This window comes from Pseudomonas simiae, assembly GCF_000934565.1.
GTDB classification, from domain to species: domain Bacteria; phylum Pseudomonadota; class Gammaproteobacteria; order Pseudomonadales; family Pseudomonadaceae; genus Aquipseudomonas; species Aquipseudomonas simiae.
In genome coordinates, this window is sequence record NZ_CP010896.1 from 6,084,052 (window position 1) to 6,107,535 (window position 23,484).

A 23,484-nucleotide genomic window follows, 5' to 3' on the forward strand; every position below is an offset into this window, starting at 1 on the left:
GGTATTCCTCATCAGGGTTGGCCGGTCAACTCGCCCGTCTATGGCGTTCGCGCAGCTCTTCACGTTCTTTGGCTTCGATACACAGGGTGGCGGTAGGACGCAGCAACAAGCGCTGTAGGCCGATGGGCTCGCCGGTTTCGCGGCACCAGCCGTATTCGCCGCGGGCCAGCAATTCCAGGGCGTCGTCGATCTTGTCCAGCAGCTTCTTTTCCCGTTCCAGCAGGCGCAGTTGCCATTGCCGCTGTTCTTCGGCGCTGCCGACATCGGCTGGATCACTGTTGGTTTCCTGCTCGCGCAGTACCAGGAACTCAGCGTCGATGCGTGCTTGCAATTCAGTGCGTTGGCTCAGCAGCAACTCACGGAAGAAACCTTGCTGGGCTTCATTCATGTAGTCGGCGCAAGACTGGGCCAGGAGGTCTTGTTCGGTCATGGGAGCGGTTCACGGGTCAGGCTGTTTTTCAATGTTATAGTATAACAATGCAAATAAGCCAATCCCCTCTTGCTCGCCACGACGAAGGGCGCAATGCTTCAACACTCTCCAGCCTTGAGAAACCCGATGAGATACTTGGTGTGCGCCCTGTTATTGATTGCCGCAGGACCTGCCTGCGCCCAGGCGCCTAGCCTGTTGGCCCACTGCACGCGCAGCGCCAACCTGCTCGCGTGTGTCGACCCCTTGGGCAATGCCTACAGTGTGGCGACGGTCGGCAGCACCACGTATTTGCGCGGCTACGAGGTGATCGGCAAACGCTATTGGGCACAGACCAACAGCCGCTACGGGCAGCTGACGTTCTTTACCGGGTTGGCATCGGATGGGGAAGCGTGGGTCGGCTATACACGGCGTGTGGGCTGGACCACCCTCAACCGGTTTTCCAGTTCGGGTGGCGCCAGCGCCAAATTCACCTGCAGCCGTATGACCGGCTGTTAGACCTGACCGTTCTTCTGTTCCTGTACCCACGCCATGTAGCTGTTCATGGGTGGGTTCTTCTGGAAGTATTTTTTCAGACCTTCGAACAGGCCATCGGCAACCGCCTGTTGATGACGCGCGGTGACCAGCCGCGCACTGTCCCGCGCGTTGGAAATAAACCCGGTTTCCACCAGGATCGACGGCACGTCAGGTGACTTGAGCACCGCGAAACCCGCCTGCTCCACACGCCTCTGATGCAGGCTGGTGATGCCTTCCAGGCTGCCCAGGATCGAGTTGCCCAGTTGCAGGCTGGAAGCGATAGTGGCGTTCATCGACATATCCAGGATCACCCCGGCGAGCATCGGGTCCTTGTCCTTCAGATTGAGCAGGCGGGTGGCACCGAGCAGATCGGCACCGTTTTCCCGTTGTGCCATGAAGCGCGCCGTGGCTGATGTCGCGCCCCCTTCCGACAAGGCATACACCGAAGCGCCCGACGCAGTGACCCGCGGCGCCGCATCCGCATGCACCGAGATAAACATATCGGCATTGTGCTTGTGGGCGATTTCCACGCGTTTGCGCAGCGGTACGAAGAAGTCGTCGTTGCGCACCAATTTCACGTCGAAGCCTTTCTCGCGTTTCAACCGTTTAGCCAGCAACTGAGCGATGGACAGCACCACATCTTTCTCGCGCTGCCCCTTGGAGCCGACCGCGCCCGGGTCCTTGCCGCCGTGGCCGGGGTCAACCACCACAATGATGTCGCGCTTGGGGTGGGCCTTGTCCACCAGTGGCTTGGGCTCGGCCGCAATTTGGCGCGGCGCCTGGGTGGCGCTGGTCAGGTCCAGTACCAGGCGATGCCCCTGGCCATCCTGGGGCGGCAACAGAAAGCTGTTGAGCTGCATCGGCGCTGCGAGGTCCAGCACGATGCGCGTGTCGCCTTTGCCGAAATGCCCGGAGCGAATCGAGGTGATCCCGCTGTTCTTCAGTGCCAACTGAGAGAAGTCACCACTGAGCCCGGCGCCGCTGAGGTCGATGATCAAGCGTTCCGGCGCGCTCAGGGTGAAGGTCTTGTATTGCACCGGTCCGCTGAGATCGAACACCAGCCGCAACTTTTCGTCCGAACGCCACAGGCGTGCATTGCTGATCTGCGTGGCGTGGGCGGCGAACGGTAACGTGAACAGAGGGCTGGCCAGAAGCAGGTTTAGGAGCTGACGTCTGTGCATGAAAAATACCGCAAATAAAGGAGCGTCCGTACTCGACATGACTGAAAAAAGGCTGGAGCAGAAAAACCATCGTCGACACAATCGTTATACTATAACATGTCTTTTTATTTCCAATGATGGACCTGCTCATGAATGCGCTGACTCTGCCGGATATCGCCGCGCAGGCTTCACGCCAAGCCTTGCCACTCGACTGGGTAGGCATGTGTGGCATCGCCCTGCCCATTCTCATCGACGGACAACGCCTGACTGCCACCGCGGATGCCGGCGTGAGTCTGGACGATGGCGCCGCCCGTGGCATTCATATGTCACGCCTGTACCTGGCATTGGAGATGCTCGACCAACAGCCTCTTACGCCTGCACTTCTGCGTAATGTACTGCAGCGTTTTCTCGACAGTCATGAAGGTTTATCTAACAACGCCTACCTGCGTATCCACACCGATTTGCTGCTGAAACGCCCAGCGCTGGTGAGCCCCCTGGCCGGCTGGAAAGGCTACCCGGTGAGCATCGAGGCGCGTCTGGAAAACCAGATGTTCCACGTGGAACTAAAAATTGACGTTACTTATTCCTCAACCTGTCCTTGCTCCGCTGCCCTCGCCAGGCAGTTGATTCAGCAGCAATTTCTTGAAGACTTCGCCAACACGCCTTTACAGCATGAAGACGTATTGAGCTGGCTTGGCTCCGCCAACGGCATCGTCGCCACACCCCACAGCCAGCGCAGCAGCGCGCAACTACTGATTGCATTGGACAGCGAACACCCCAGCCTGCCCATCACCGAGCTGATCGATAACGTCGAAGCTGCCCTCGGCACCGCCGTACAAACCGCCGTAAAACGGGCGGACGAACAAGCCTTCGCACTGGCCAATGGGCAGAACCTGATGTTCTGCGAAGACGCCGCCCGCCGCCTGAACCTCGCCTTGAAACGCTCGGATGCCGTCAAAGCCTTCCACCTGAAAGTGATCCACGCCGAAAGCCTGCACGCGCACGATGCCGTGGCTGAAAGCCGCTGGACGAGACACCCTGCATGATCACCTGTACCGCTTTACGCTGGGGCGCACCCGGCCAACCGCTGACGCCCGCCATCGACCTCACGCTGGAAAAAGGCAGCCTCACCGGCATCATCGGCGCCAACGGCACCGGCAAGAGCAGCCTGCTCAAAGTTATCGCCGGCCTGCAAAAACCGCTGGCGGGCAAAGTGACGGTGGACGTTCCACGCCGTGGCGGCCTGTCGTTCCTGCCCCAGCAGCAACACTTGGACCGACAGTTCCCCATTAGCCTGCAAGAGCTGGTCGCCGCCGGTTTCTGGGGCACGCAACAACGGTCACCGCAACAACGCAGCCAGCGCCTGGAAGCGGTACTCGAAGAGTGGTGCCTGAGCGGCCTGGAAAACCGTCCGTTGATGGCCTTGTCCGGAGGTGAATTGCAGCGCGCTCTGCTCGCCCGCATGAGCTTGGCGGAGGCTCCGGTTCTGCTGCTCGATGAGCCCCACGCCGCCCTCGATGAAGAAGGCCAGTCGCTGTGCTGGAAACACATCCACGCCTGGCACGACGCCGGTCGCACGCTGATCGTGGTCTGTCATGATCTCGCCGCAGTACGCCACCACACCCCGCACGTGGTGCAGATCAAAAGCACCGGCTGCGTATTCGGCCCAAGCAAAGAGCTGATCCGTCCGCAGCCACAGATGCAGGTGGCCTGATGCACTTCGCCGCCCACCTGTGGATGCCCTTCGTCGACTTCGTCTTCATGCGCCGCGCCCTCATCGGTGGACTGGTGCTCGCCTGCAGCACCGCGCCACTGGGGGTATTCCTGATCCTGCGGCGCATGAGCCTGATCGGTGACGCCGTCGCCCACGGCATTCTGCCCGGCGCCGCCCTCGGCTTCTGGTTCGCCGGCCTCAGCCTGCCCGCCCTGACCATCGGCGGCCTCGGCGCGGGCCTAAGCATGGCCGGCTTGTCCGCCTGGATCACCCGCCGCACCGGCCTGCGCGAAGACGCCAGCCTCGCCGCTATCTACCCCATCTCCCTTGCCGCCGGCGTGCTGATCCTCGGCCTCGCCGGCAAACGCCTGGACCTGCTGCACCTGCTGTTTGGCTCCGCCCTGGCCGTGGACGGAACCACCCTCACCGGCATGCTTTGGGTTTCCAGCTTCAGCCTGATCGCCATGGCCGTGATCTACAAACCCCTGCTGCTGGACACCCTGGACCCGCTGTTCCTGCAGACCGTCAGCCGCCTTGGCCCGTTGGCCCATGGCTTGTTCCTGACCTTGGTGGTGCTGAACCTGGTGATTGGCTTCCAGGCCATCGGCGCCTTGATGGTGGTGGGCTTGATGATGTTACCGGCCATCGCTTCACGCTTCTGGAGCCGGCGCCTGCCGGTGTTGATCGCGGTATCGGCAGTGCTGGGATGCCTGTCGGTGTGGTTGGGTTTGCTGCTGTCGTTCTACTACTCGTTGCCCAGCGGCCCGGCCATCGTGCTGGTGGCTGGCGCCGGGTACCTGCTGTCCGTGGTCTTCGGTCCGGTGCACGGTTTGCTGCGCCGCCCACCCTTGCTGTCATCCCAATGAGGTGTTTCCCGATGCGCGCCCTACTCGTGCTGTTCAGTCTCGTCCTGTCGTTGTCGACGGCCCAGGCCGCAGACAAGCTTCAGGTGGTTACCAGCTTCAGTATCCTTGATGACATCACCCACCAGATCGGTGGCGATCACATCCAGATCAGCAACATGGTCGGCCCTGACGCCGACGCTCATACCTACGAACCCACCCCCGACGATGCCAAGGCGTTGCTCAAGGCCAAGGTGATCATCAAGAATGGCTTGGGCTTCGAACCCTGGCTGGACCGCCTGGTGACCAGCACCGAAACCAAAGCCACGGTGGTAACCGCCAGCAAGGGCGTGATCTCCCACACCATGGAAGAGGACGGCGAGACCATCCCTGACCCGCACGCCTGGCACAACCTGGCCAACGCCGAAATCTACGTGAACAACATCACCAAGGCGCTGATCGCTGCTGACCCGGCCAACAAAGCCGACTACCAACAGAACAGCCAAACCTACCTGAAAGAAATCTATCGCCTGCTGGCCGAAGCCAAGACCAAGTTCGGCGCACTGCCCGCCGGCAACCGACGCATCGTCACCTCCCACGACGCCTTCGGTTACCTGGGCCAAGCCTACGGCATCGAGTTCCTGGCGCCCCAGGGCCTGTCCACCGAGCGCGAGCCGTCCGCTGCCGAAGTGGCTGCGCTGATCACCCAGATCCGTAAAGACAAAGTCAAAGCCGTGTTCATGGAAAACATCAAGGATTCGCGCTTGCTCAAGCAGATCGCTGACGAAAGCGGCGCGCAGATCGGCGGCACGCTGTACTCCGATGCCCTCGCCGCAGAAGGCCCGGCCAGCACCTTTACCGGTCTGTTCGAATACAACCTCAACACTCTGTGCACGGCCCTGAGCGAACCATGACTTTGAGCATGCTCGACCTGGAAGGGGCTGCCGTCGGTAGCCGCTTTCCACTCGAACCCGTGCTCGATGCCTTGCCGTGGAACAGCGATGGCCTGATCGCCGCCATCGCCCAGCAACACGGCAGTGGCGAGGTATTGATGCTGGCCTGGATGAACCGCCAGGCCCTCAAGGAAACCTTGGACACCGGGCAAGTCTGCTACTGGTCGCGCTCACGCCAGCAGTTGTGGCGCAAGGGCGAAAGCTCCGGGCACTGGCAACAGTTGGTGGAAGCACGCCTGGATTGCGACGGCGACGCGGTACTGCTGATCGTCGACCAGCAAGGCCCGGCGTGCCACACCGGACGGCCCACCTGCTTCTACAACGCCATCGACGGCGACTACGTTCACATCATTACGGAGCCCCTCGCATGATCCGCAAAAATCCGTCCGGCGATCTGCCCGTGATTGCCGAATCGGCCTACGTCGACAAGACCGCCATCATCTGCGGAAAAGTCATCATTGGCGAAAACGTTTTCGTCGGGCCCTACGCTGTGATCCGTGCCGACGAAGTCGACGCCAGCGGTGGTATGGACCCGATCGTCATCGGCGCCAACTCCAATATCCAGGACGGCGTGGTCATCCACTCCAAGTCCGGCGCGGCGGTGACGATCGGCGAGTTCACGTCCATTGCACACCGTTCCATCGTCCACGGCCCCTGCACCGTCGGCGACCGTGTGTTTATCGGTTTCAACAGCGTGTTGTTCAACTGCGCCGTGGGCGACGGCTGCGTGGTGCGCCACAACTCGGTGGTCGACGGCCGCGACTTGCCCGCCGCGTTCTATGTGCCCTCCACGACCCGCATCGGGCCACACACCGACCTCTCGCAGTTCCCCCCCGTGAGCGTCAGCGCCTCGGAATTTTCCGAAGACGTGGCACGCACCAACGTTGATTTGGTGCGCGGCTACAAAGCCCTGCAAAACGAGTTCTGAACCATGAGCCGCCTGCTGATCCGCAACGCCCGCCTGGTGAACGAAGGCCAGGAATTCGACGCCGATGTGCTGGTCGCCAATGGCCGTATCGAGAAAATTGCCAGCAGCCTGCAAGGCTACAACGAGCTCGTGGAAATCGACGCTCAAGGCCAATGGCTGCTACCCGGAATGATCGATGACCAAGTGCACTTTCGCGAACCTGGCGCGCCGGAAAAAGGCAGTTTCTACAGCGAATCCAGGGCAGCGGTAGCCGGTGGTATCACCAGCTTCATGGACATGCCCAACACCCATCCCGCCACCCTTGACCTGGATGCCCTGACCGACAAGAAACGCCGCGCCGCCCTGCACTCGGTAGCCAACTATGGCTTTCACTTCGGCGTAAGCAACGACAACCTCGACACCGTCGCCGCCCTCGACCCGCGCGAGGTGGCCGGGGTCAAAGTGTTCATGGGCGCTTCGACCGGCAATATGTTGGTCGACGATCCGCGGATCCTGGAACGCCTGTTTGCCGAAGTTCCCACGATTCTGCTGGCCCATTGCGAACACACACCAAGCATCCAGGCCAATGAAGCGCGGCTGCGTGAGCGTTTCGGCGAGCATATCCCCGCCGTCGCGCACCCGCTGATCCGCGATGCCGAGGCATGCTATCGCTCTTCATCCTTTGCGGTGGAATTGGCCAAGCGCCACGGCACCCGCCTGCATGTGCTGCACCTGACCAGCGCACGCGAGCTGGCGCTGTTCGAAGACAAACCCTTGAGCAAAAAACGCATCACCGCCGAAGTCTGCCTGCACCACTTGATGTTCGATGACCGCGACTACCACCGCCTCGGCCATCAGATCAAATGCAACCCGGCGATCAAGACCCGCGCCGACCGCGACGCCTTGCGTCAAGCCTTGTTGAGTGATCGTCTGGACGTGATTGGCAGTGACCATGCGCCGCATACGTGGGCACAAAAACAGTTGCGTTATCGCGAGGCGCCGTCGGGATTACCCCTGGTGCAGCACGCGCTGCCGGCGTTGTTGGAGTTGGTGGCCGACGAGCTGCTGCCGCTGACCACCCTGGTGGCGAAAACCAGTCACCGTGTGGCCGACTTGTTCGCCATCCCGGATCGCGGCTACCTACGTGAGGGTTATTGGGCCGACCTGGTGTTGATCAAACCGGAGCCCGAAGGCAAACCCGTCAGCAGCCAGCCGATCCTGGCCCGCTGCGGTTGGACGCCCTTCGCCGAACGCAGCTTTCGCCACAGCGTCAGCACCACCCTGGTTTCCGGCCACTTGGCCTGGCACAACGGTCAGGTCGTCGACAGTTGCCAGGGTCTGCCTCTGCACTTTGAGCGCTGACCCCACGCACACCTGTAGGCGCAAGCTCGCGCCTACAGAGGGGGAAGTCAGGCGCGAGGCTTGACCGTTCCGCAATCGTTGCCCAGCCACTGGGCATGGCTGTCCAGGCTGCCCTTCTGCTGAATGCCAGTGGCATTGAAGGTGCCGTTGACGGTGGTGCTGAATTCTTTCTGGCTTTGGAAGGTAGCGACGCCAGTGCCCTGGGCTTTCGGGCAACTGAAGCGGAATTTCCACTGATTGCCGGTCTTGTCGGTCACTTCCTGTTTGCAGCCCGATTGTGGGTCGGTCAGCGGGATCGAATCGGAGGCGACTTGAGCTGGGGTCAGGCACACCTGCACGCCTTTACCGGCCATGGTGATGCCTTGTTTTTCCAGCATGGCGCGCTGTTCCGGGGTCATCTGTTGCTTAAGCTGACCGAGGATCAGCGACAGGTCCGGCAGGTCCTGGTTATCGACTTTCATATTGCTGGTGGTCAGTTCCCACAAGCCCGGCGCCAGCATCTGCGCCTGCGCCGCCACCGGCAGCGACAAACCAATCATCATGGCCAAAGACATCAGACGAGCATTCATCGGGTAACTCCTGGGTAATGTTGGGCGTTAGACGCCGCAAAGGTGCCAGGGTTGCACGGCAAATAAAATAGCGACATTCCTGACCAGACATGGTCTGTTAGGCACTTGGATTGCCTGGAGTAACGTCGTCCATGGATTTTTTTGGCCCGCACCTGCTCGCCTACTTCATCGCCACGCTGCATTTTCTCGGGACCCTCGCCGCGATTCACGCGGTGCTGACCGTCAGGACCGCCCAAGGCTCGATCGCCTGGGCGTTGTCGCTGATGTTCATGCCCTACCTCACGCTGATCCCGTACCTGATCTTCGGCCGGAGCACGTTCGACGCCTACATCCAGGCCCGTCGCCAGGCCAACCAGGAAATGCACACCGCCATTGCCGAGCTGAACTGGCGCCCATGGGTCGAAGAAGCCCTGGCCGCCCGTAACTCCAGCGCCTATGCCTCGCTGCGCGCCATGCCCAAGCTGGGCCGCATGCCGTGCCTGGCCAACAACGAAGTGCGTTTGCTGATCAATGGCGACGCCACCTTCGGCGCGATATTCGAGGCGATTCGCAACGCCAGGACGGCGGTGTTGTTCCAGTTTTTCATCATTCATGACGACGACCTTGGCCGACAGTTGCACGTCCTATTGAAGGAAAAGGCCGCAGAGGGTGTCGCCATTTACGTGCTGTATGACCGTATCGGCAGCCACGCCCTGCCCCATCGTTATGTGCAATCCCTGCGCGACGCCGGAGTCAACGTGAAAGCCTTCGCCACCCGCAGCGGCTGGCTCAATCGCTTTCAGGTCAACTTCCGCAACCACCGCAAGATCGTGGTGGTGGATGGCATCACCGGGTTTGTCGGCGGGCATAACGTCGGCGATGAATACCTGGGCAAGCAACCACCGCTGGCACCGTGGCGCGATACCCATGTGCAGGTGATCGGCCCGGTGGTGGCGTGCTTGCAGGAATCGTTTGCCGAAGACTGGTTCTGGGCTGCGCGAGAACTGCCGCCACTGATATTGCCGGACGCCTACCCCGAAGACGGCGTGCTCTGCCAATTGCTCGCCAGCGGTCCAGCCGACCCCTATGAAACCTGCTCACTGTTTTTCGTCGAAGCCATCCATGCAGCGACTGAGCGCGTATGGATCACCAGCCCCTACTTCATCCCCGACGAAGCGGTGTTTTCCGCCCTGCGCCTGGCAGTGCTGCGGGGTGTCGATGTGCGCCTTCTGCTGCCCTCACGGCCTGATCACCGCATCGTCTACGCCGCGTCCAGCCTTTACGCGATCGAAGCCGTGCGAGCTGGCGTGCGGGTGTTCCGCTATACCCCAGGCTTCCTGCATCAGAAGGTGGTGTTGGTTGACAACGAAATCAGCGCCATCGGCAGTGCGAACATGGACAACCGTTCGTTCAGGCTGAATTTCGAAGTGATGTTGCTGACGGTCGACGAGGCCTTCGCCAAGGAAGTCGAACACATGCTGCTGGACGACTTCTCCCTGGCCCATGAAGTCAGCCAGGCAGAAAGCCGCGAAACCCGCCGCCTTCAACAACTGGGCATGCGGGTTGCGCGGCTGATTTCACCGATTTTGTAACCCACTCAACGGTAGATATCTTCCCGTGTCCAAGGCAGGTCATGGCTGCCATCGGCATGGGGTTTCACCGCCAGAATCTGGTGCAGGTTGATCCAGCCCCGCGCAAACGCATACGCACAACCCGCCAGGTACAGCCGCCAGATGCGCAACGCTTGCTCCGGCACCATTTTCGCCGCCGCTTCAAGGTTGTCTTCCAGGCGCTCGCTCCAATGGTCCAAGGTGCGCGCGTAGTGCAGGCGCAGGCTTTCGACGTCGACCACTTCCAGCCCGACTTCGCTGATCTCGGCCGTCATCATCGCCAAATGCGGCAGTTCGCCGTTGGGGAACACGTAACGCTCGATGAACTCCCCGGCGCCGCGCCCTACAGGACGACCGTCGGTGTGCTTGGCGGTAATGCCGTGGTTCATCACCAGGCCGCCTTCGCGCACCGCGCCGAACAGGATCTTGCAGTACTCCGCCAGGTTGGCGTGGCCGACGTGTTCGAACATACCCACGCTGACCACTTTGTCGAAACGGCCGTCTTGCGGCAGGTCACGGTAGTCGAGCAATTGCAGGTCCACCTGTTCTTCCAGGCCTTCGGCTTTGACCCGTTCCCGCGCCAGCGCCAACTGCTCCCGGCTCAGGGTGATGCCAAACACCTTGACCCCGAATTCCCGCGCAGCAAACCGCGCCAGCCCGCCCCAGCCACAGCCGACATCGAGCAAGTACTCACCTGGCTGCAACCGCAACTTGCGGCACAGGTGGCGGAATTTGTCTTGTTGGGCCTGATCGATGGATTCGCTGCCGGTTTCGAAATAACCGCAGGAGTACGCCATGTCCTGGTCCAGCCACAGCTGGTAGAACTCATTGGACAGGTCGTAATGGTAGGAAATAGCCGCTGCGTCAGTGGCCTTGTCGTGGATCGAGCGCACCGGACGACTCCCCTCGTCGTCTGCGATCAGGGCGTGACTCAATTCATCACAAACCCGGATGACCTCGGAGATGGAGCCTTCCAGCTCCAACTTTCCCTCGACGAAGGCTTCGCCCAGTGAATCGAGCGTTGGATGGGACAGCTGGGTCACGACCGTGGGGTCCTTCACCACGATGGTCACACTGGGCTCGGGGCCCAAGTTGAATTCATGGCCGTCCCAGAGTCGAAGACGCAGCGGTAGCTGAAGATTCTGTAAGGCCGGTGGAAGTTGCGCGAGCATGGATGATCCCCCCTTGTTTCAGACGTCTGCTGAGAGGTTAGACCATCCGAAGACAAAGTAGGAGGCTATCGATTTGATAGCGCTCTACTATGGGGCTCGGCGCTCGAGCAACCCGTCCTGGACCCATTGCTTCAGCCATGTGACGGCCTGCAGTGGCGCACCCTCTGCATGAGTGACTGCCAACTCGGCGCACAGTTCGGCAAAGCTCCAACCGGTGGTCGCCATTCCTGTCAAGGCAGAGGCTTCGGCGGGCTCCAGGCTACGGTAATGGCAGACATTCTGATGGCGCCACACCAGGCACATCTGCGCCGGGGCTAGCGTGTGGCTGTCGGGGAAGTCGGATTCGTCCTTGCTGGCACGCCAGATGGCTACGCTGTTGAACCGGCACAGCAGCGGTTGCACCGAGGGCGCCAGGGAGACCTGCAACACCGGCCACGCGTCGGGCGGCAACGACGCCATGTCGTTCAGCGTCAGCGGTTCACCCTGCGGCGCATCAAATGCCAGGGTAAACGCCCATTCCAAGCGCGCCAGCTCCGCCAATGGCGCACTCTGCTCCACCCTCCAATGCTCAAGGATAAACGCCGGGAAACGCTCGCCCAGCCAGCGCAGGCTGTAATGAGCCGAGGGGTAGCGACGCAGGTAAGCCTCGGTCAACGCGGCAAACTCGTCATCGCCCAACCAATAAAGGAGGGCGCTGAAGTCATGCCGCAAGACTTCCTGCAACCGTGAGAGGTAGGCGTTGTGGTAAATCGCCAGGCCCGTGTCCACATCCAGCGTCGGCCCGCCGAGCAACGTGGCGGCGAAGTCACTGCGGGCAGTCGAGGTTTCCGTCAGCAGGTGCTGTTCGAAGGCCAACTGCCAATCGGTCAGGCGCATAACGGCCTCCTGGCCAGTGCCGTCGCGCCCAGTTCACGGGCCTTGTTCAGTTCGGTGAGCAGCTCTTCAAAGGGTGGGAAATGGTCGTCCCGCTCCAGCAGCGTCGACACGGGTCCCAGATATTCAAGCGTCTGTTGGTAAAGCGCCCACACCGGGTCACACACCGGATGGTCATGGGTGTCGACCACGTAGTCGCCATAATCCATATGCCCCGCCAGATGCAGTTGGCGGATACTCTCCGGTGGCAGGTTGCGGATAAACGTCCAGGCGTCGAAGCCATGATTGCGCGAGCTGACGTACACATTGTTGACGTCCAGCAACAGCTGGCAGCCCGACAGGTGGGCCAAGGCATTGAGGAATTCCCATTCGGTGAATTCGTCCGCTTTCGAACGCACATAACTGGAGACGTTTTCCAGCACCAACGGGCGTTGCAGCACGTCCTGCACCTGGAGCACACGGGCGGCCACGTGGTAGAGGCTTTCTTCGGTGTAGGGCAGCGGCAGCAGGTCATGCAACTGGTGGGCGCTGCCGCGGCTCCAGCACAGGTGATCGGACACCCACGCCGGCTGGATACGCTCAGCGAGCTGTTTGATCTGCTGCAGGTAATCGGTATCGAGGGGATGGGGCCCGCCGATGGACAGGGACACACCGTGCATCACCAGGGGATAGCGCTCGGCTATCGCATCCAGGTAATACAAGGCTTTACCGCCCTGGACCAGGTAATTCTCGGAGATCACTTCGAACCAATCCACAGGTGGCGATTGTTCAAGGATCTGCTGGTAGTACTCGCTGCGTAAACCCAGGCCGTAACCGAGGCTCGGAAGAGAGGTAGGCATAAGACACTCCTGGGAAAGTGTCCGCAGCGGTGGGGGCGACCGCTGCGGGTGCACTGAGCTGTCGGTTATTCGCCGACTTTGCCGCCAGCCTTGGTGCAGGCATCGGCACTGGCCATCGCCTTGAAGCCCTGGCCTTTGCAAGAACCCTGGCCTTTACAGGCGTGGTCCTTGGTTTTGCAATCGTTCTGGCCTTTGCACGCGTTGATGCCGTAGCAGTGAACGGCGGTGTCGGCGGCTTGAGCCTGAGTGACAACACCGGCGAACAGGGTAGCGGCGGCCATTGCGAGAGCGGCACCGGCAGCAGCGGATTTGATGTTCATTGTTGTATTCCTCATGATCGTAGGGGTGTCGGTCCGAACGGGTTGTTCAGTCTCGACACACCACTAGAGTGAGGCCCCTCATCGGCGTTACAGCGGTGTGCAAATATTTCTGAAATTACTCTTCAAGCTTCAAAAGCGGTTCCTGAAAGCGCAGTAACCGCCCCGCGTTTCCCAGTACCAGCAAAGTGCTGAGGTTATGCAACACCGCTGCAATCATGGCGCCCGCCGCACCCAACCAGCCGAAAGCGGCGAACACGACAATGGCCAAGGTCCAGCCCAGGCCGATGATCACGTTGACCTGCAAAGTCTGCCGACACTGGCGACTCAAGCGCACACACGTGCCCAGGCGTCGCAAGTCGCTGCCGATCAGCACCACGTCCGCAGACGCCAGGGCAATATCCGCCCCACCCGCGCCCATGGCCACGCCAACCACACCGGCCTTGAGCGCCAGGGAGTCGTTGATGCCGTCGCCCACCACCATCGGGCGGAAGCCGTTGCTGATCTCACCCAACACGCGGTTGAGCTTGTCTTCGGGCAAGGCCTGGGCTTCGACATCGCTGATGCCTACCTCCAGCGCCAGGCTGTTGGCCACGCTTTGGCGATCGCCGGTGAGCAGCAGTTGGCGACCGAGGCCAAGGTCACGCAGCTCTTGCAGAGCCTGGCGTGCCTCCGGCTTGACGCTGTCGGCCAGCAGCAACCAGGCGAGAAACTGCCCGTTCAGCGCCAGCCCGGCGATGGGGCCATCGTGATTCGGCACGGCGGTGGTGGTGATACCCAGTTGCTCAAACAATTCCGGCCGACCCAAGGCCGCTTCACCCCGATCAGTCTGCGCCACTACCCCCAAGCCCTGACGCTCACGAATATCCGTCAACACCAACAGCTGTTCCTGTGTTGCCAAACCCGCCAACGCCCGACTGACCGGATGGCTGCTGGCGGAGCCGAGACTGGCCGCCAGGTTGAGCAGCACCTGCCGATCCGGCGCAGTGGTTTCGATGGAGTGCAGGCGCAAGGTGCCGAAGGTCAGCGTCCCGGTCTTATCGACCACCAATGAGGTCAGGTCCGCCAGCTCCTCCAGGAACGCGGAGCTGCGAATCAGGATTCCATGCCGCGCCGCGACGGCTATCCCGGCGATCGCGGTGGCTGGTGCCGACAGCACCAACGCGCACGGGCACGCCGCCACTAACACGGCGAGCATCGCCTGGGCGTCGTTGGTCACGAACCAGGTCACCGCCGCCAGTAGCAACACCAGCACCATATAGCTGCCGGCATAGCGTTCCAGCAGCCGCGTAATCGGTGGCTTGGACCGCTCGGCGTTCTGCATCAACGCGATGACTTTGCCCAACGTGGACTCATTACCCGTGCGGGTCACTTGCAGGCGCAGCAGGCCGTCGAGATTGATCGCCCCACCAAACACCTGCACGCCCATACTGGCTTCCAACGGCACCGACTCACCGGTAATCGGCGCCGTATCCAGGCTCGCCTGGCCCGACAGCACCACGCCATCTGCCGGCACCCGATCACCGGCCCGCACTTCGACGACATCGCCGGTGTTCAGCGTGCCGTTATCCACTTCGACAATGCTGCCATCCGCCTGTACCAACCGCGCATGGCTGCGAGTCAGCTTGCCCAACGCGTGGATCGCTTCCTGGGAGCCGATCACGCTGCGCTCCTCCAGTACGTGACCGAAGATCATGATGATCGGCAACAACGCGGCAGTCAGCAGATCGCCCGTCGCCCAGGCGCCGAGCATGGCCAGGGCGATCAGTTGGTCGGTGATGCCATGCAGGCTGGGAAACCGCAGGCTGTACCAGGCCGAACGCATCACCGGCACGGCCACCAGCAACGACGCGACGCCCAGCAGGAGTTGGCTCACGCCGGATTGGTCCGGCGCCAGCCAGCGCCATGCCAGGCCCAGTACCAGCAAACCCAGGGCCAGCATCGCCAGGGTCAATTGCCGGGCAGCGCTGCGCTGCTCGGCGGAGGTCAGCATGGGTGCGCTCATTGTTCGGCTCCCTGAATGATCAAGCGGGAGTCGTCTTTCGGATCCACCGTGGTCACGGCACCGGCCTGGCCGAGAATCTTCGGCAAGCGCTCACGGTACAGGCGCAGCAACAGGCCCGGGTCTTTCACTTGGGCCAGGCTAACAACGGTCGCGGTTTGCGCCTGGGCATTGGCCAGACGTTCGCTGGCCTGGGCGTGGGCGACTTGCACCAGGCGGTCGGCCTGCTGGGTCGCTGTCTGGGTGAGTTTTTCCGCGTCGGTGCGCGCATTGGCCACGGCCTTGTCGGCTTGCTGGCTGGCAGTCAGCACGGCGTTGAACGCATTCACCGCCGGGCCCGGCAGGCTCGATTGCACGTCGACACGGGTCACTTCGATGCCCAGCCCCAAACCAGTGGACGCCAACTCCGTAAGGCGTTTATTGATGCCTTGCACCAAGTCGCCGCGCAACCGCTCACGGCGTTCAGCGGCGCCGTTGTCGGTGCCGATCAACTCGGGGCGCGCGACCAAAATAGTATCCAAGTCCCGCGCCGCTGTGAGGGCTACCGCGCTGCGCGTCACCACCCGATCCAGGGCCGGCAGCACATGATCGCCCTGCAACACAAACGCATAGGGCTCAGTGACCTTGTAGAACACCCGCACATCCAGTTGCACCACACCGGCATCGCCCGTCAGCAGGTAACCGGAACCGGCCAACGCATCACTCAATGGCGTCGCGAAACTGGCCACACGGTCGGCCTGGATCGCTGCGTCGGAGCGCAGCAGGTTCTCCACGCGGCGTTCGATCACGCGGTCAGCAGCCGGCAGCAGTACCACTTGCTCGAACGGCTGCGGCCACGCCACCAACAACCCGGCATTCTGGATACGGTCGAGCGCGCCGAAATGCAGGACTACCGCGCGGTTCTGCGGGTCAATCTGACGCACATTGGAAAACGCCCAGGCCAGCGCCGCCAATACAGTCACCGCGTACAACGCCAGGAAGGCCAGGCGCCCGGCCTGGATCCATGGGCTGTCCGGGGTGTCACGCTCGGTCATGGCTGGACATCCTTTGGCCCGTCCACCAAGGCGCGAAACGGTGCGGCGTCGGTGCGCAGGATGATCTTGGTGCCCGGTGTGACAACCGTGCCCAAGGTGTCCAGGGACCGCAGCAGGTTGTAAAGCTGCGGATTACCGGCGTAAGCGCGAGCATAAATCTGCGCCGCTTCGACCCGCGACTGGGCCTCGATATCGGCGGCCTTCACCGTGGCATCGGCCTGCACAATCCGCGCATCACGCTCGGCGGCGGAGCGGATCTGCGCAGCTTCACGCTTGCCCACGGCGGTGCGTTCGGTGGCAATGGTTTCACGCTCGGCACGCATGCGGTCGACGGTGGCGGTGAGGGTCACCGACGGCAGGGTCAGGCGTTCAATGCCGACCTGGGCCACGCGCACACCGTAGGTAGTGAGCAATTGTTGATCAATCTGCTGGCGCAACTGTGCTTCGAAATCAGCGATACGCACCTGGCTGGCGTCGGTGTTGATCAAGCTGGACAGGTCGAAGCTCGCCGCCGTGGTTTCCAGCGCCGAACCCACGAAGGTACGAATCTGCCGCGCCGCTTCATCCGGCTGGTTCTGCACCGCACGCATGAAGCGCTGCACGTTGTCCGCGTCGCCCTGTACCTGCCACGCCACGTACGCCTGCACGATGATGCGCAGGCCGTCGCGGGTGCCCACATCCTGCAAGCCGCTGGAAGTGGTGCGCAGGCGCAAATCGACCGGGATCGCCGCTTCGAACGGCGCCGGCCAGCGCCAGCCCAGGCCCGGTTCCAGCAGCACCCGCGATGGGTTGCCGAAACGCGTGATCACCGTAGCTTCGCCGGATCGCACTTGCACCAGGCTGGCGGCGGCGACTGCAAACAGCACCAGCAACAGCGCCCAGGTCATACGCCGCCAGGGGAACGGGCCGGCAGCCTGTTCATCACCGTGATGATGGTGGTGGTGATGGCCGTGATGATGACCGTGATCGTGAGAATGAGCGCTCAACAGACCGACTCCTTATTGAACGGCTTTACGCGGCACCGAAGGATCGGCCGGCAAGGTAAAAGAACGTAGATCGATCGTCGGCGCGCCGTCGGCACCCAGGCGATGATCCAGAATAAGCAGCTTGGCGTGGGCCAGGCCCTGGCTGAGTTGGCCCAGGTACTGTTCCAGCACGAACGCCTGCCCCGCCGTGGCGTAGGCCTTTTGTTCGGCGGCGAAGCGCAGGTTGGCCGCTTGCGCGCTCGCGTTCACTTCGCGGGCTGTGGCCGTGGCCTGGTCGCGGGCGGTGCTGGCTTGCAGCAACGCCTGGTTGGTTTGTTCGCTGGCCGCGCCGCGTTCGCGGGAGATCAGGGCCTGGGCGCCGATCTGTGCAGCCTGCACACCGTGGTAAGCGTTGGCGGCACCGGCCGGAGGGTGGATCGCCTCCACCACCGTGGCGAGGATTTCCACGCCGCTGTCGAGTTTTTGCAGATCGGCCTGTGCGGCGCGGCCGATTTCGTCAGCCAGGCGGGTGCGTTGTTCACCGAGCAATTCGTCGAGGGTGCGCGAGGCAAAGTCATGCACGAGGATGCGGCTGGCGGTGCTGCGGAGCAGGGTTGTTACGTCCGCGCTGTTATAGGTGGCGGCGAGCGCGGCCTGATCGGTAAGGCCGATGCGGTAGACGAAACGCACATCCATATTGACGATCTGGAAGCTCTGTTTGTCGCCGCTGCTGCTGGCGATCACCTGAGACTTGTCATTCACATGGCTGGCGTCCCACAAACGGTTGGCAATCAACGGCGCCGGGCCTTCGGCAGGGGCCAGTTCCGGCGTGGCCGCTTCACTGACACTGGTGGCCAGTTCATGCACTACGCCGTTTTCCACGTTGATGACGCGGCCCAATGGCCACGGCAATCCCGCATGCAGGCCTGGGCCGAAGACCTGTACCGGCTTGCCAAAACGTTCATAGATCCCACGGCCTTGCAGGGGCACTTCGTGCACGCCGGTCAGCGTCCAGCCTACCGCCAACACCACCAGCAACACCGGCAGGAACGCCCGACGCATGTAAGTAAACGCCCAGATCTGGCGCAGGTCGATGCCAAAGCGGTTGTGCAATTCATGCTGCAGCGCGAGCAAGGGTTGCGGCGGCCAGCGCAGCAGCCCGGCGATAAAGCTTTGCGCCATCAGCCGGGGCTCGAGGCGTGGCTCGCGCGGGCTGAACAGGGACAGCACCGCTCTTAATAGAAACTCCAGCGAGACCAGTGCTGGCAGCAAGCCGATCCCTACGGCCAACCTTAGGGGCCAGACGGCGTTCGCACCGGCAAAGAGCAGGCACACCGCACTGACCACCAGGCAAATAATCGCTACCCGGCTCAATTGCGCCAGTTGCGACGCTTCCGGCCATTGCGCGGCGGTCTCCTGGGCCAGGCGGCGTTCAAACACCAGCAAACCAAACGCCAATCCCAACGCGAGCGCGGCTCCAACGCTTGCCGATTGACCGACCGGTGCGGCGGGCAAGGCCAGGTTCCAGAACTCGACAATGCTGACCAGCGCCAGCAACGACCACCCCCCCAGCCACAACACTGGCGTGCCAATCTGTTGGCCAAAGCGCTCCACAAGACGCGCGTAACGGCTCGCGTCTTCAACCGGTAGCTGAACCAACGGTTCTTCCAACACCTGGGCGCGCCAATCCGCCACCCACCACGCCGATTGCAATCCGGCCACCAGCAGCAGCAACGCCGACGCGCAGTTAATCAATACCACCGGCCAGATCGACAGCGGCGCAAACAACGCGACAAACAACGCCAGCACCCAGCCGGCAATGGCCAGCACCGTCAGGCTGATACCGGCCTGGCGCACTCGGCGCGCATGGAACAGCCCCTGTTGAAAACGCGGAAGGCCTTGCGCTGAAGCGCCGTCAGCTTCCAGATCCACTCGCATCCACTTACGTCCGCTTGTACACAATTAGTTACGATATAACACACGGCGTGAAATTTTTGTTTGCTTAAGAGCAGACCGTGACTAAACCCCCAGAAACACGCGCCATCACTGGTGCAGGCCACGATTAATCGGCACACTCCAGAACAGTTTTTCGCGGGTCCACGGACAAGGAAGCGTCACCTCCCATGATTTCGATCTATCAGCTCAAGCCGCGTTTTCAAAACCTGCTGCGCCCTCTTGTGCAGCGCCTCTATGACAATGGCACCACCGCCAACCAGATCACCGTGCTGGCCGGCGTGATTTCCTTGCTGGTCGGCCTGCTGATCGCCGGCTTCGCCCAACACCTGTGGCTGTTTGCCCTGATCCCGCTGTGGATGATCCTGCGCATGGCTCTCAACGCCATCGACGGCATGCTCGCCCGGGAATTCGGCCAGCAGTCGCGCCTGGGTGCCTACCTGAATGAACTGTGTGATGTGATCGCCGACAGTGCGCTGATCCTGCCGTTCGCGCTGATCCCCGGCGTGAGCCTGGCGCCGGTGCTGCTGGTGGCGTTGTTGGCGGTGTTCAGCGAATACGCCGGCGTGCTGGGGCCGATGGTGGGCGCATCACGGCGCTATGACGGGCCGATGGGCAAAAGCGATCGCGCGTTCGTACTCGGCGTACTGGCCACCGGCGTGGCGCTGGGCTGGCTGGGCGCGGGCTGGGTCGACACGGTGATGTGGCTGGTGGCCGCCCTGCTCGCTTACACCATGGTCAATCGGGTGCGTCAGGGCCTCAAAGAACAACCAGAAACCTCCCCTTCTGCATAAGGACTTTGCAATGCGCGAACAGCAACAGCACACCTTCAGCACCCATGACGGCGTCGAGCTTTTCTACCGGCACTGGCCGGCCACGCAGAGCGACGGGCCGCGCCAGGCTATCGTGCTGTTCCATCGCGGCCATGAGCATTCGGGGCGTATCGCCCACCTGGTGGATGAACTGAACCTGCCGCACTTCGACTTTTTCGCGTGGGACGCCCGTGGCCACGGCCAGTCCCCCGGCGAACGCGGTGACAGCCCCAGCTTCGCCACCAGCGCCCGTGATGTGCAGACCTTCTGTGACCACATCGGCGCCACCTATGGCATAGAGGAAGAGAACTTCGCGGTCATCGCGCAAAGCGTTGGCGCGGTGATTGCCGCGACTTGGGTGCACGATTACGCGCCGAAAATCCGCGCGCTGGTGCTCGCTTCCCCCGCTTTCAAGGTCAAGCTCTACGTGCCTTTTGCGCGGCCAGGCCTGGCGTTGATGCGCAAGTTCCGTGGCAACTTTTTCGTCAATAGTTACGTCAAGGCCAAGTTCCTCAGCCATGACCCGGAGCGGGTCGCGTCCTATGACAGCGACCCGCTGATCACCAAGGCGATATCGGTCAATGTGCTGCTCGGCCTCTACGAAGCGGCCGACCGGGTTGTCGCCGATGCCCAGGCGATCCAGGTGCCGACGCAGCTGCTGATCTCGGGTTCGGACTTTGTGGTGCACCGCAAACCCCAGCAGCAATTTTTCGACCGCCTTGGGAGCCTGAAAAAAGAGCTGCACATCCTCCCCGGTTTCTTCCACGACACCCTGGGCGAACGCGACCGCGCCACCGCCGTGAACAGCGCCCGGCGTTTCATCCTGCAAAATTTCGAACACCCGCTGGACCGTGCATCACTGTTGGATGCCGACAAGTTGGGCGCCACCTGTGCCGAGTCCGAAGCCCTCGCCGCCCCCCTGCCGCGCAACTCCTTGCGCGACCTGTACTGGCGCATGACCCGCGCCAGCATGGGCCTGGGCAAGAGCCTGTCGGACGGCGTAAAGCTGGGCTTCGACACCGGCTTCGACTCCGGCAGCACCCTGGACTACGTGTACCGCAATACACCTACCGGCAAGGGCGGGCTGGGGCGGATGATCGACACCAACTACCTCAACTCCATCGGCTGGCGTGGCATTCGCCAACGCAAGTTGAACGTCGAAGAGCTCCTGCGCCTGGCAATGGCGAAGTTGCGTGGGGAGGGTCGCGAAGTCCGTATCGTGGATATCGCCGCCGGTCATGGCCGCTATATTCTGGAAGCCTTGCAGGGCGTGTCGCCGCTGCCGGAATCGATCCTGCTGCGCGACTACAGCGACATCAACGTGCGCGACGGTGGCGCGCTGATTCGCGAGAAAGGCCTGGGGGACATTGCGCAGTTCGTCAAAGGCGATGCATTCGACCGTTTGGATCTGGCTGCGCTGGAACCCAAGCCGACGCTGGCGGTGGTGTCCGGACTGTATGAGTTGTTTGCCGATAACGGCATGGTTGGCAATTCACTGGCGGGCCTCGCTGAAGCCGTGGAACCTGGTGGCTATCTGGTCTACACCGGCCAGCCATGGCACCCGCAACTGGAGCTGATCGCCCGTGCGCTGACCAGCCACCGCCAGGGGCAGGCCTGGGTCATGCGCCGCCGTAGCCAAGCGGAAATGGATCAGTTGGTGGAAGCTGCCGGTTTCCGCAAGATCACCCAGCGTGTGGATGAATGGGGCATTTTCACCGTGTCCCTGGCACAGAAGATCTGAGCATGCGCGAACCCGGTTTGTTGAAACCCGCGGTCCTGTGGCTGCTGCTGTTGGCGCCGCTGTTCTTCAGCACTTACGGCTTTGCCACGTGGGTGACCAGCCAACGCAGCGACGTCGGCACGCTGGTGTTCGATTGGGAAACCCATATGCCGTTCTGGGCCTGGACCATCGTGCCCTACTGGTCCATCGACCTGCTCTACGGGTTTTCCCTGCTGCTGCCCAACACCCGGCATGAGTTGAAACAGCATGCGCTGCGCTTGCTGAGTGCCCAGGTGATCGCCGTGAGTTGCTTCCTGATCTGGCCGCTGCGCTTCACCTTCGAGCGGCCGGAACTGAATGGCGTGTTCGGCTGGCTGTTTGCCGTGCTGGCGGGGTTCGACAAACCGTTCAACCAGGCGCCTTCGTTGCATATCGCGCTGCTGGTGATCCTGTGGGTCATGTATCAGCGCCACACCCAGGGGTTATGGCGCTGGCTGGTGCATGGCTGGTTCGCGTTGATCGGCATTTCGGTGCTGACCACTTATCAACATCACTTTATCGACTTACCCACAGGCGCCCTCGCCGGTTGGCTGTGTGTGTGGTTGTGGCCGGTGGAACATCCAAGCCCATTGCTGAATGCACGGCTTACCCGGGATTCGAAGCGCTGGCGCTTGGGTCTGCGCTACGGCCTGGGGACGTTGGCACTGGCAGTACTCGCATTTTCCCTGGGCGGCGCCTGGTTATGGCTGCTCTGGCCGGCGGTGTCCCTGGGCCTGATCAAGGTGAATTACCTAGTGCTCGGCGCGTCGGGCTTTCAGAAACGCACCGATGGCCGGCTCACACCCGCGGCGCGTTGGCTGTATGCACCTTACCTGGCCGGGGCGTGGATAAATTCGCGCCTGTGGACACGCAAACACCCACAGCCGGACCTGATTGTGGATAACGTGTGGCTTGGACGGATTCCCAGTGCGAAAGAGCAGGATTCATTCAACGCCATCGTCGACCTCTGTGCCGAGTTGCCAATTAATCCACAGGGTCGCGCGTATCAAAGCATCCCCGTGCTGGACCTGATCGCTCCGACACCCACCGAATGCCAGCAAGCCGCCGAGGCCATCGAGCGTCTGCGTTCAAGCGGCCCGGTGCTGGTGTGCTGCGCCCTTGGCTACTCACGCAGCGCCACCGCGGTCGCCGCCTGGCTGCTGCACAGCGGGCGCGCCGCCACGGTGGACCAGGCGCTGGCTATTATTCGTACAGCGCGGGCCCATGTGGTCCTGCATCCTGCTCATCGTCAAGCGTTGGAGGGTTTGCCCCATGCCCACTGATATGGAACTCCAGGTGGTCGCCAGCCTGCTGCGCCGTGGCCGTTCACTGGATCAGTTATCCACAAGCCTGACCGTGGCCGGTGTGTTATTTGGCCTCGCCCAGTTGCTGATGGCGAGTATTTCAACCATCTGCCTGCTGCTCAGCCTGTGGATGATTATTCTGGGGCTGCTGCAAAAATACTGGGCGTTGCGCGTGGCCTTCGACGCCGACCTGTTCGCCCTGCTGGCCCGCGACATCGACCGCACCCCGGACCTTGACCAGGCCCTGCAAACCCTTGGCCTGCAATCGGCCAAGCGCATTGGCCGGCCCTGGACCGAACGCCGTCGCGGCGCCCTTAAACTGTTGCGCAAACAAGCCTGGCTGCTGGGCGCGCAAGCGCTGCTGACCCTGGGCGTGATCCTCGCCAGCCCTTGGCTGCCTTTCGCCGGATAAGGA

The 23,484-nt window shown here is 62.1% G+C and carries 24 protein-coding genes; 13 read left to right on the forward strand and 11 right to left on the reverse strand.

Annotated elements, in window-relative coordinates; all coding sequences use genetic code 11:
• Positions 1-25: 25 nt before the first annotated feature.
• Positions 26-430 carry an RNA polymerase-binding protein DksA gene (gene dksA / locus PF1751_RS27745; RefSeq protein ID WP_010207636.1) on the reverse strand — a complete coding sequence of 135 codons (405 nt, stop codon included), beginning with the start codon at positions 428-430 and terminating at the stop codon, positions 26-28.
• 126 nt (positions 431-556) lie between these two features.
• Between dksA and PF1751_RS27750 the strand changes: the two genes are divergently transcribed.
• Entirely contained in the window at positions 557-925 is a 369-nt protein-coding gene (locus PF1751_RS27750; protein WP_010207637.1) for a hypothetical protein, read from the forward strand.
• Here PF1751_RS27750 and PF1751_RS27755 read toward each other — a convergent pair.
• Positions 922-2,124 carry an N-acetylmuramoyl-L-alanine amidase gene (locus PF1751_RS27755; RefSeq protein ID WP_010207638.1) on the reverse strand — a complete coding sequence of 401 codons (1,203 nt, stop codon included), beginning with the start codon at positions 2,122-2,124 and terminating at the stop codon, positions 922-924. The two genes, PF1751_RS27750 and PF1751_RS27755, sit on opposite strands and share 4 nt — an antisense overlap.
• A gap of 128 nt (positions 2,125-2,252) precedes the next feature.
• On the opposite strand from PF1751_RS27755, the gene folE2 reads away from it, so the two are divergent.
• From folE2 to PF1751_RS27790, 7 genes are read left to right on the forward strand one after another with little or no spacing between them, the layout of a single operon-like run.
• Complete coding sequence (gene folE2 / locus PF1751_RS27760) at positions 2,253-3,149, forward strand: GTP cyclohydrolase FolE2 (RefSeq protein ID WP_042571091.1); 897 nt, start codon at positions 2,253-2,255, stop codon at positions 3,147-3,149.
• Positions 3,146-3,817, forward strand: coding sequence for a metal ABC transporter ATP-binding protein (locus PF1751_RS27765; RefSeq protein WP_010207640.1), 672 nt, complete (start codon positions 3,146-3,148; stop codon positions 3,815-3,817). Before folE2 ends, PF1751_RS27765 begins: the two co-directional genes overlap by 4 nt.
• A complete protein-coding gene (locus tag PF1751_RS27770; RefSeq protein WP_010207641.1) occupies positions 3,817-4,683 on the forward strand; it encodes a metal ABC transporter permease in 867 nt (288 codons plus the stop codon). Before PF1751_RS27765 ends, PF1751_RS27770 begins: the two co-directional genes overlap by 1 nt.
• 11 nt (positions 4,684-4,694) lie before the next feature.
• Complete coding sequence (locus tag PF1751_RS27775; protein ID WP_044288077.1) at positions 4,695-5,573, forward strand: metal ABC transporter substrate-binding protein; 879 nt, start codon at positions 4,695-4,697, stop codon at positions 5,571-5,573.
• Complete coding sequence (hisI, locus tag PF1751_RS27780; protein WP_044288079.1) at positions 5,570-5,983, forward strand: phosphoribosyl-AMP cyclohydrolase; 414 nt, start codon at positions 5,570-5,572, stop codon at positions 5,981-5,983. Before PF1751_RS27775 ends, hisI begins: the two co-directional genes overlap by 4 nt.
• Positions 5,980-6,540, forward strand: a complete 561-nt coding sequence (locus PF1751_RS27785) for a gamma carbonic anhydrase family protein (protein ID WP_010207647.1) — start codon at positions 5,980-5,982, stop codon at positions 6,538-6,540. The genes hisI and PF1751_RS27785 overlap by 4 nt, the downstream gene beginning before the upstream one ends.
• Before the next feature lie 3 nt (positions 6,541-6,543).
• A complete protein-coding gene (locus PF1751_RS27790; RefSeq protein ID WP_044288080.1) occupies positions 6,544-7,881 on the forward strand; it encodes a dihydroorotase in 1,338 nt (445 codons plus the stop codon).
• 47 nt (positions 7,882-7,928) lie between these two features.
• Here PF1751_RS27790 and PF1751_RS27795 read toward each other — a convergent pair whose 3' ends face one another.
• Entirely contained in the window at positions 7,929-8,450 is a 522-nt protein-coding gene (locus PF1751_RS27795) for a DUF3617 domain-containing protein (protein WP_021491453.1), read from the reverse strand.
• 131 nt (positions 8,451-8,581) lie between these two features.
• Here PF1751_RS27795 and cls point away from each other — a divergent pair, with 131 nt between their 5' ends.
• The gene (cls, locus tag PF1751_RS27800; RefSeq protein WP_044288081.1) at positions 8,582-10,021 is read left to right on the forward strand and encodes a cardiolipin synthase; all 1,440 of its coding nucleotides are present in this window, start codon (positions 8,582-8,584) and stop codon (positions 10,019-10,021) included.
• Positions 10,022-10,026: 5 nt separating this feature from the next.
• Here cls and cfaB read toward each other — a convergent pair whose 3' ends face one another.
• From cfaB to hflK (PF1751_RS27840), 8 genes are all read right to left on the reverse strand, one after another.
• On the reverse strand, positions 10,027-11,211 hold the full coding sequence (gene cfaB, locus PF1751_RS27805; RefSeq protein ID WP_042571095.1) for a C17 cyclopropane fatty acid synthase CfaB: 1,185 nt from the start codon (positions 11,209-11,211) through the stop codon (positions 10,027-10,029).
• Between the two features lie 87 nt (positions 11,212-11,298).
• Complete coding sequence (locus PF1751_RS27810) at positions 11,299-12,087, reverse strand: HvfC/BufC N-terminal domain-containing protein (RefSeq protein WP_010207654.1); 789 nt, start codon at positions 12,085-12,087, stop codon at positions 11,299-11,301.
• The gene (gene bufB, locus PF1751_RS27815) at positions 12,078-12,923 is read right to left on the reverse strand and encodes an MNIO family bufferin maturase (protein WP_044288082.1); all 846 of its coding nucleotides are present in this window, start codon (positions 12,921-12,923) and stop codon (positions 12,078-12,080) included. Before bufB ends, PF1751_RS27810 begins: the two co-directional genes overlap by 10 nt.
• Before the next feature lie 65 nt (positions 12,924-12,988).
• Positions 12,989-13,243 carry a BufA2 family periplasmic bufferin-type metallophore gene (gene bufA2, locus PF1751_RS27820; RefSeq protein WP_010207657.1) on the reverse strand — a complete coding sequence of 85 codons (255 nt, stop codon included), beginning with the start codon at positions 13,241-13,243 and terminating at the stop codon, positions 12,989-12,991.
• A 115-nt stretch (positions 13,244-13,358) separates the two neighbouring features.
• Positions 13,359-15,245: a cation-translocating P-type ATPase gene (locus PF1751_RS27825; RefSeq protein WP_044288083.1), complete on the reverse strand. Its 1,887-nt coding sequence runs from the start codon at positions 15,243-15,245 to the stop codon at positions 13,359-13,361.
• A complete protein-coding gene (hflK, locus tag PF1751_RS27830) occupies positions 15,242-16,276 on the reverse strand; it encodes a protease modulator HflK (protein WP_021491449.1) in 1,035 nt (344 codons plus the stop codon). Before hflK (PF1751_RS27830) ends, PF1751_RS27825 begins: the two co-directional genes overlap by 4 nt.
• Positions 16,273-17,262 carry a protease modulator HflC gene (gene hflC / locus PF1751_RS27835; protein WP_031290624.1) on the reverse strand — a complete coding sequence of 330 codons (990 nt, stop codon included), beginning with the start codon at positions 17,260-17,262 and terminating at the stop codon, positions 16,273-16,275. The genes hflK (PF1751_RS27830) and hflC overlap by 4 nt, the downstream gene beginning before the upstream one ends.
• Positions 17,263-17,274: 12 nt before the next feature.
• Positions 17,275-19,179 carry a protease modulator HflK gene (gene hflK, locus PF1751_RS27840; protein ID WP_044288085.1) on the reverse strand — a complete coding sequence of 635 codons (1,905 nt, stop codon included), beginning with the start codon at positions 19,177-19,179 and terminating at the stop codon, positions 17,275-17,277.
• 185 nt (positions 19,180-19,364) lie between these two features.
• On the opposite strand from hflK (PF1751_RS27840), the gene PF1751_RS27845 reads away from it, so the two are divergent.
• From PF1751_RS27845 to PF1751_RS27860, 4 genes are read left to right on the forward strand one after another with little or no spacing between them, the layout of a single operon-like run.
• The gene (locus tag PF1751_RS27845; protein ID WP_010207663.1) at positions 19,365-19,988 is read left to right on the forward strand and encodes a CDP-alcohol phosphatidyltransferase family protein; all 624 of its coding nucleotides are present in this window, start codon (positions 19,365-19,367) and stop codon (positions 19,986-19,988) included.
• A 10-nt stretch (positions 19,989-19,998) separates the two neighbouring features.
• On the forward strand, positions 19,999-21,747 hold the full coding sequence (locus PF1751_RS27850) for a bifunctional alpha/beta hydrolase/class I SAM-dependent methyltransferase (protein WP_044288086.1): 1,749 nt from the start codon (positions 19,999-20,001) through the stop codon (positions 21,745-21,747).
• Between the two features lie 2 nt (positions 21,748-21,749).
• Positions 21,750-23,048: a phosphatase PAP2/dual specificity phosphatase family protein gene (locus tag PF1751_RS27855; protein ID WP_044288087.1), complete on the forward strand. Its 1,299-nt coding sequence runs from the start codon at positions 21,750-21,752 to the stop codon at positions 23,046-23,048.
• Positions 23,038-23,481: a hypothetical protein gene (locus PF1751_RS27860; RefSeq protein ID WP_044288088.1), complete on the forward strand. Its 444-nt coding sequence runs from the start codon at positions 23,038-23,040 to the stop codon at positions 23,479-23,481. Before PF1751_RS27855 ends, PF1751_RS27860 begins: the two co-directional genes overlap by 11 nt.
• The last annotated feature ends 3 nt before the right edge of the window (positions 23,482-23,484 follow it).

Excerpts from the sequence above, each read along its gene's own strand:
- hisI (WP_044288079.1), top strand. The coding sequence starts at position 5,570 with ATGACTTTGAGCATGCTCGACCTGGAAGGGGCTGCCGTCGGTAGCCGC.
- hflK (WP_044288085.1), bottom strand. The coding sequence starts at position 19,179 with ATGCGAGTGGATCTGGAAGCTGACGGCGCTTCAGCGCAAGGCCTTCCG.
- PF1751_RS27860 (WP_044288088.1), top strand. The coding sequence starts at position 23,038 with ATGCCCACTGATATGGAACTCCAGGTGGTCGCCAGCCTGCTGCGCCGT.
- PF1751_RS27810 (WP_010207654.1), bottom strand. The coding sequence starts at position 12,087 with ATGCGCCTGACCGATTGGCAGTTGGCCTTCGAACAGCACCTGCTGACG.
- PF1751_RS27775 (WP_044288077.1), top strand. The coding sequence starts at position 4,695 with ATGCGCGCCCTACTCGTGCTGTTCAGTCTCGTCCTGTCGTTGTCGACG.
- PF1751_RS27850 (WP_044288086.1), top strand. The coding sequence starts at position 19,999 with ATGCGCGAACAGCAACAGCACACCTTCAGCACCCATGACGGCGTCGAG.
- cfaB (WP_042571095.1), bottom strand. The coding sequence starts at position 11,211 with ATGCTCGCGCAACTTCCACCGGCCTTACAGAATCTTCAGCTACCGCTG.
- PF1751_RS27795 (WP_021491453.1), bottom strand. The coding sequence starts at position 8,450 with ATGAATGCTCGTCTGATGTCTTTGGCCATGATGATTGGTTTGTCGCTG.
- folE2 (WP_042571091.1), top strand. The coding sequence starts at position 2,253 with ATGAATGCGCTGACTCTGCCGGATATCGCCGCGCAGGCTTCACGCCAA.
- bufB (WP_044288082.1), bottom strand. The coding sequence starts at position 12,923 with ATGCCTACCTCTCTTCCGAGCCTCGGTTACGGCCTGGGTTTACGCAGC.
- PF1751_RS27755 (WP_010207638.1), bottom strand. The coding sequence starts at position 2,124 with ATGCACAGACGTCAGCTCCTAAACCTGCTTCTGGCCAGCCCTCTGTTC.
- PF1751_RS27750 (WP_010207637.1), top strand. The coding sequence starts at position 557 with ATGAGATACTTGGTGTGCGCCCTGTTATTGATTGCCGCAGGACCTGCC.
- PF1751_RS27770 (WP_010207641.1), top strand. The coding sequence starts at position 3,817 with ATGCACTTCGCCGCCCACCTGTGGATGCCCTTCGTCGACTTCGTCTTC.
- cls (WP_044288081.1), top strand. The coding sequence starts at position 8,582 with ATGGATTTTTTTGGCCCGCACCTGCTCGCCTACTTCATCGCCACGCTG.
- dksA (WP_010207636.1), bottom strand. The coding sequence starts at position 430 with ATGACCGAACAAGACCTCCTGGCCCAGTCTTGCGCCGACTACATGAAT.
- PF1751_RS27785 (WP_010207647.1), top strand. The coding sequence starts at position 5,980 with ATGATCCGCAAAAATCCGTCCGGCGATCTGCCCGTGATTGCCGAATCG.
- PF1751_RS27790 (WP_044288080.1), top strand. The coding sequence starts at position 6,544 with ATGAGCCGCCTGCTGATCCGCAACGCCCGCCTGGTGAACGAAGGCCAG.
- PF1751_RS27845 (WP_010207663.1), top strand. The coding sequence starts at position 19,365 with ATGATTTCGATCTATCAGCTCAAGCCGCGTTTTCAAAACCTGCTGCGC.
- PF1751_RS27825 (WP_044288083.1), bottom strand. The coding sequence starts at position 15,245 with ATGAGCGCACCCATGCTGACCTCCGCCGAGCAGCGCAGCGCTGCCCGG.
- bufA2 (WP_010207657.1), bottom strand. The coding sequence starts at position 13,243 with ATGAACATCAAATCCGCTGCTGCCGGTGCCGCTCTCGCAATGGCCGCC.
- PF1751_RS27855 (WP_044288087.1), top strand. The coding sequence starts at position 21,750 with ATGCGCGAACCCGGTTTGTTGAAACCCGCGGTCCTGTGGCTGCTGCTG.
- hflK (WP_021491449.1), bottom strand. The coding sequence starts at position 16,276 with ATGACCGAGCGTGACACCCCGGACAGCCCATGGATCCAGGCCGGGCGC.
- PF1751_RS27765 (WP_010207640.1), top strand. The coding sequence starts at position 3,146 with ATGATCACCTGTACCGCTTTACGCTGGGGCGCACCCGGCCAACCGCTG.